The sequence below is a fragment of the Variovorax soli NBRC 106424 genome, assembly GCF_001591385.1.
Lineage (GTDB): Bacteria > Pseudomonadota > Gammaproteobacteria > Burkholderiales > Burkholderiaceae_C > Variovorax > Variovorax soli.
Genome location: NZ_BCUU01000171.1, coordinates 1 through 6065 on the forward strand (window position 1 = coordinate 1; position 6065 = coordinate 6065).

5 protein-coding genes are annotated in these 6065 nt (G+C 68.0%); 3 read left to right on the plus strand and 2 right to left on the minus strand.

Annotation, left to right across the window (positions count from 1 at the left end):
• Together VSO01S_RS25650 and VSO01S_RS25655 are read left to right on the plus strand one after the other, a co-directional pair.
• On the plus strand, window positions 1–323 hold a 323-nt coding region (locus VSO01S_RS25650), incomplete at its 5' end, for a helix-turn-helix transcriptional regulator (protein ID WP_153305443.1).
• A gap of 114 nt (window positions 324–437) precedes the next feature.
• Window positions 438–1166 carry an alpha/beta hydrolase gene (locus VSO01S_RS25655; RefSeq protein WP_068645597.1) on the plus strand — a complete coding sequence of 243 codons (729 nt, stop codon included), beginning with the start codon at window positions 438–440 and terminating at the stop codon, window positions 1164–1166.
• Between the two features lie 17 nt (window positions 1167–1183).
• Here VSO01S_RS25655 and VSO01S_RS25660 read toward each other — a convergent pair whose 3' ends face one another.
• Both VSO01S_RS25660 and ettA read right to left on the minus strand, forming a co-directional pair.
• The gene (locus tag VSO01S_RS25660; protein WP_084242128.1) at window positions 1184–2461 is read right to left on the minus strand and encodes a PQQ-dependent sugar dehydrogenase; all 1278 of its coding nucleotides are present in this window, start codon (window positions 2459–2461) and stop codon (window positions 1184–1186) included.
• A gap of 74 nt (window positions 2462–2535) precedes the next feature.
• Complete coding sequence (gene ettA / locus VSO01S_RS25665; RefSeq protein WP_068645598.1) at window positions 2536–4197, minus strand: energy-dependent translational throttle protein EttA; 1662 nt, start codon at window positions 4195–4197, stop codon at window positions 2536–2538.
• Window positions 4198–4628: 431 nt separating this feature from the next.
• Between ettA and VSO01S_RS25670 the strand changes: the two genes are divergently transcribed.
• The coding region (locus tag VSO01S_RS25670; protein WP_068645599.1) for a DEAD/DEAH box helicase at window positions 4629–6065 on the plus strand (1437 nt) is incomplete at its 3' end.

Here is a 6065-nt window from a genome sequence, read left to right on the forward strand (position 1 = left end):
CCGCCATGCGCGAGCGCGTGCAGCACGCCATCCGCGAGCGCCATGCGGAATCCGGGCTGACCGCGGCCGCCATCGCGGCGCAGCTCGGCCTGTCGGAACGCAGCCTGCACCGCTGCCTGGCCGAGGGCCAGCAGAGCTTTGCCGGCCTGCTGATGGACTGCCGCATGGCCGTGGCGCGCCGCCTGCTCAGCGAGCCGCGCTTCGACCGGCTGGGCATTGCCGAGATCGGCCGCCGCGTGGGCCTGGCCGATGCCTCGCATTTCGTGCGCCTGTGCAAGCGGCATCTGGGCGCGACGCCCGGTGCCCTGCGTCGTACGCGCTGACGCCAACCGCCACTGGCAGGCATCGGCCATCCGGCTGGCAGGCGGCGGCCATCCAGGCGGCATCGCGGAACCTAAAGTGCGCGCATCACACACGCAAACAGCAAGGAGACGACGATGACCGACACCTATGTCCTGGTTCATGGCGCCTGGCACACCGGCGCCGAGATGGAAGCCACCGCGCAGCACCTGCGCCAGGCTGGCCACACGGTGCACTGCCCGACGCTGGCCGGCAACCGCGAGGGCGACGACCGCAGCCGCACCGGCCTGCAGGACGCCATCGATTCGCTGGTCCAGTTCATCGAATCGAAAGACCTGCGCGAGGTGCGCCTGGTGGGCCACAGCTACGGTGGCATGGTCATTTCGGGCGCCGCGCAGCAAGTCGCCGCGCGCCTGAAGCGGCTGGTGTATGTCAACGCCTTCGTGCCGCTGCCTGGCCAGTGCCTCAACGACATGGTCCCGCCGCACTATGTGCAGCTCTTCGACGCGGTGGCCGCGGCGCAGAACAACGCCGTGATGCTGCCCTTCCCGATCTGGCGCGAGGCCTTCATCAACGACGCCGACCTGGCGCTGGCCACCTCGGCCTACGAGCGGCTCAATCCGCACCCGTACCGCACCTTCACCGACAAGATCGTGCTGGCGCAGCCGCTGGATGCGCTGCAGGTCGGCAAGTCCTATCTCAACTGCCAGCAGGACATCGCGCTGCCGCATGGCCTGCCCTGGCATCCGCGGCTGTCGGAGCGCCTGGGTCTGTTCCGCCTGGTCGAATGCCCGGGGAGCCACGAGATGTGGTTCTCCGACCCGGCGCGGCTGGCGCAGGCGATCATCGAAGCGGGCCGCGACTGAAACGACGGCTAAGGCGGCTAGGGCGCGGCCTCGAAGCGCAGCAGCTTCCCGTTGGGGCTGGCGTCGGTGAGCATGTAGAGCCACCCGTCCGGCCCCTGGCGCACGTCGCGGATGCGCTCGCCGCGCTCGGCCAGCAGCCGCTCGCGCGCCGTGACGACGTTGCCATTCAGCGTGAGCCGCCACAGTGCCGTCCCGGCCAGCGCGCCGGTGAAGAGGTTGCCTTTCCATTGCGGGATGGCGTCGGCGGTGTAGAAGGCCAGGCCGCTGGGCGCAATCGATGACTTGGCGCCGCCCGTCCAGGGCGAGCCGTCGATCTCTTCCCAATAGGTCGCGGGCTGCTCCATGCCGGCCTTCGCCGTGCCCTCGCCCACCTGCGTGGTGGTGCCGTACTCCTGGCCGTAGCTGATGATGGGCCAGCCGTAGTTGGCGCCGGGCATCACGCGGTTGATTTCGTCGCCGCCCTGCGGGCCGTGCTCGCTCACCCACAGCTCGCCGCTCGCGGGATGCAGCGCCGCGCCCTGGGGGTTGCGGTGGCCGTAGCTCCAGATGGAATCCTGGTGCGTGCCCGACATGGCCGGGAACGGATTGCCCGCCGACGGCGCGCCGTCCGTGGTGATCCGCATCACCTTGCCGTTGTCGCGCGTCTTGTCTTGCGCGAACCCGCGCTGCGAATCCACCAGGCGGTCGCCCAGGGCGACGAAAAGCTGGCCGCTGCGATCGAACACCAGGCGCGATCCGAAGTGGCCGGTGCTGTCCACCTTGGGCTGCTGGCGGAAGATCACGACCAGGTTGCTCAGGGTGCGCGCGTCGGGGTCGAGTTCCGCCCGCGCCACGGCCGTGCCGTTGGAGGTGGCGGTGCCTTCCGCAAAGCTCACGTAGATGCGCCGATTGGTGGCAAAGGCCGGGTCCACCGCCACGTCGAGCAGGCCGCCCTGGCCTGCGACCAGCACTGCGGGCACGCCGCTCACGGTGTCGCCGCCGGCCGGCGCCGAGCCGTCCGCCTGGCGCAGCCGCAGCTTGCCGCCACGCTCGGTGATGAGCATGCGCCGGTCCGGCAGGAAAGCGAGGGCCCAGGGGTTGCTCAGGCCGGTGATGACTTCGGTGAGCTTGAGGGAGACGGGGGCTGGCGGGGGCGTTGCCCCGTCACCGGACGGCGGCGGGGTGCCGGCCACCGTGCTGCCCTGGCCGGCGGATGAGGATGCAGCCGGCGGGCTGCTGCCGCCGCCACCGCCGCACTGGACCAGCGCTGCCGCCAGCGCCATCCACAAAGGCAATTGCCACGTCGCACGTCGCATGCTGCACCTCGGTCCGGGAGTTGCCAGACCGACCAGTATGCGCCGGGCCGCCGTGGCGCGATGTCAGCCGGCTCTTACTTGAGCGCCTTGAAGCGCACGCGGTGCGGCTTGGCGCCCTCTTCGCCCAGGCGCTTCTTCTTGTCGGCCTCGTACTCCTGGTAGTTGCCATCGAAGAAGTACCACTGCGAATCGCCTTCGGCCGCCAGGATGTGGGTGGCGATGCGGTCGAGGAACCAGCGGTCGTGGCTGATGACCATCACCGTGCCGGCGTATTCCAGCAGCGCGTCTTCCAGGGCGCGCAGGGTTTCCACGTCCAGGTCGTTGGAGGGCTCGTCCAGCAGCAGCACGTTGCCGCCCTGGATCAGCGTCTTGGCCAGGTGCAGGCGGCCGCGCTCACCGCCGGAGAGGTTGCCCACCTTCTTCTGCTGGTCCTGGCCGTTGAAGTTGAAGCGGCCCGCGTAGGCGCGGCTGGCCATCTGGAACTTGCCGACGTTGATGATGTCCAGGCCGCCTGAGATGTCTTCCCACACGGTCTTGTCGTTGGACAGCACGTCGCGCGACTGGTCCACGAAGGCCATCTTCACGGTCTGGCCGATTTCCACTTCGCCCGAATCGGGCTGCTCGCGCCCGGCCACCAGCTTGAACAGCGTCGACTTGCCGGCGCCGTTCGGGCCGATGATGCCCACGATGGCACCGGCCGGGATGTTGAAGCTCAGGTTGTCGATGAGCACCCGGTCGCCAAAGCTCTTGGTGACGTTCTTGAACTCGATGACCTTGCTGCCCAGGCGCTCGGCCACAGGAATGAAGATTTCCTGCGTCTCGTTGCGGCGCTGGTACTCGATGTCGCTCAGTTCCTCGAAGCGGGCCAGCCGCGACTTGCTCTTGGCCTGGCGGGCCTTGGGGTTCTGGCGCACCCACTCCAGCTCCTTCTTCATGGCCTTGGCATGGGCCTCTTCGCCCTTCTGCTCGGCCTCCAGGCGGGCTTCCTTCTGCTCCAGCCAGTTGCTGTAGTTGCCCTTCCATGGAATGCCGCGGCCGCGGTCCAGTTCGAGAATCCACTCGGCGGCGTTGTCGAGGAAGTAGCGGTCGTGGGTGATGGCCACCACGGTGCCGGTGAAGCGCTGCAAAAAGATTTCCAGCCACTCCACCGATTCGGCGTCCAGGTGGTTGGTGGGTTCGTCCAGCAGCAGCATGTCGGGCTTGGACAAAAGCAGCTTGCACAGCGCCACGCGGCGCTTCTCCCCGCCCGAGAGCAGGCCGACCTTGGCGTCCCACGGCGGCAGGCGCAGCGCGTCGGCGGCGATCTCGATCTGGTGCTCGGAGTCGGTGCCGGCGGCGGCAATCACCGCCTCCAGTTCGCCCTGCTCCTTGGCCAGCGCGTCGAAGTCGGCGTCTTCCTCGGCATAGGCGGCGTAGATCTCTTCCAGGCGGGCCTTGGCGTTGTTCACCTCGCCCATGGCCTCGTCGATTTCCTGGCGCACCGTGTGCTCGGGGTTGAGCTTGGGCTCCTGCTCCAGGTAGCCGATGGACAGGCCCGGCATGGGCAGCGCCTCGCCTTCGATTTCCTTGTCGATGCCCGCCATGATCTTGAGCAGCGACGACTTGCCCGAGCCGTTGAGGCCGAGCACGCCGATCTTGGCGCCGGGGAAGAAGGAAAGGGAAATGTCTTTCAAGATCTGCCGCTTGGGCGGCACGGTCTTGGAGACGCGGTTCATGGTGTAGACGTACTGGGCCATGTCTGTCTGGTCGCTGGTGGAAACTTCGGGTGTGGGTCGAAAAAGCGGCTTCGACCTGGCGCGGATCCGGGCGGCGCGCTGAAACTGCGGGTGCTGGTTGCGCGGGCGGCCGGCCTGAAGCCCCGAGTCTACCGCAGGGCCTCCTGGAAGGCAGGCCGAAGGCGGGCCATTGGCACCGCGCGCGCACCAGAATCGGGCGTTTCAAGCGCCATGTCCCAAGTCATGAGACAATGTCGGCTGTTCGCGGCCCAGTCGACCGCAACACCGGCTCTTCGCCGGGGACGAGCGAAGCCTCCCGCGCTGGCAATTGCAGCGCCCTGGCGGCCCTCTCTCTCCCGATCCTTTTCCATCCGCCTCGGACTGACCCGGCGTCCACATGACACCGGATTTGGCGGACACCACTGCGCCGTGAAAGGCGCCAAGTTGAATCAATGAACTTTGACGAACTGAAGTTGGCTCCGGCCATCCTCAAGGCCGTGCACGAGCAAGGCTACGAAACCCCCACCCCCATCCAGGCGCAGGCGATTCCCGCCGTGCTCGAAGGCCACGACCTGCTGGCCGGCGCCCAGACCGGCACCGGCAAGACCGCCGCCTTCACCCTGCCCATGCTGCACAAGCTCTCCAAGGGCCAGGGCAAGATCAACAAGTTCGGCAAGGACGGCATTGCCGCCCTGGTGCTGACGCCCACGCGCGAACTCGCCGCACAGGTCGAAGAGTCCATCCGCACCTACGGCAAGAACCTGCCCCTGACTTCCACCGTCATCTTCGGCGGGGTGGGCATGAACCCGCAGATCGACCGCATCAAGCGCGGCGTGGACATCCTGGTGGCCACCCCCGGCCGCCTGCTCGACCTGCAGCAGCAGGGACACCTGGATCTTTCCACCGTCGAGATCCTCGTTCTGGACGAAGCCGACCGCATGCTCGACATGGGCTTCATCCACGACGTGAAGAAGATCCTGGCCCTGCTGCCCAACGACAAGCAGAGCCTGCTGTTCTCCGCCACCTTCAGCGACGAGATCCGCGACCTGGCCAATGGCCTGCTGCGCAACCCGCAGAGCATCCAGGTCACGCCGCGCAACACCACCGTGCAGCGCATCACCCAGGTGGTGCACCCGGTGGGCCGCGGCAAGAAGAAGGCGCTGCTGGCGCACATCATCAACGAGAACGACTGGAGCCAGGTGCTGGTGTTCACCCGCACCAAGTTCGGCGCCAACAACGTGGCCGAGTTCCTCACCAAGAACGGCATCACGGCCATGGCGCTGCACGGCAACAAGAGCCAGAGCGCCCGCACGCAGGCGCTGGCCGGCTTCAAGAGCGGCGAGATCCGCGCCCTGGTGGCCACCGACATCGCGGCCCGCGGCATCGACATCGACGAGCTGCCGCACGTGGTGAACTACGAGATTCCCAACGTGAGCGAAGACTACGTGCACCGCATCGGCCGCACCGGCCGCGCCGGGCGCGAAGGCCAGGCGGTGAGCCTGGTGTGCCTGGACGAAGAAGGCTTCATGCAGGAGATCGAGCGCTTCACCAAGCAGACGATTCCGGTGCAGACCATCGAAGGCTATGGCCCCGAAGAAGGCGAGCGCGCCGAGCCCATCGCCATGGGCCGCCAGACCATCTGGGGCGGCGCCGGCCGTCCGCCCAGCCGCGAAGTCATGCAGGCCGCGGCCAAGGCGGCACGCCAGGAAATGATGCAGCGCATCCGTGACAACAAGGCCGGCCAGGGCGCCGGCGGCCGCGGCGGCAACGGCGGCAACGCAGCCCGCGGCGCGAACGGTGCCAACGGCAGCAAGGGCCCCAACGGCGAGGCCCGCGACGGTGCCAACGGCAATGGCGGCAACGGCAGCCGTCGCCGCCGGCGCGGCGGT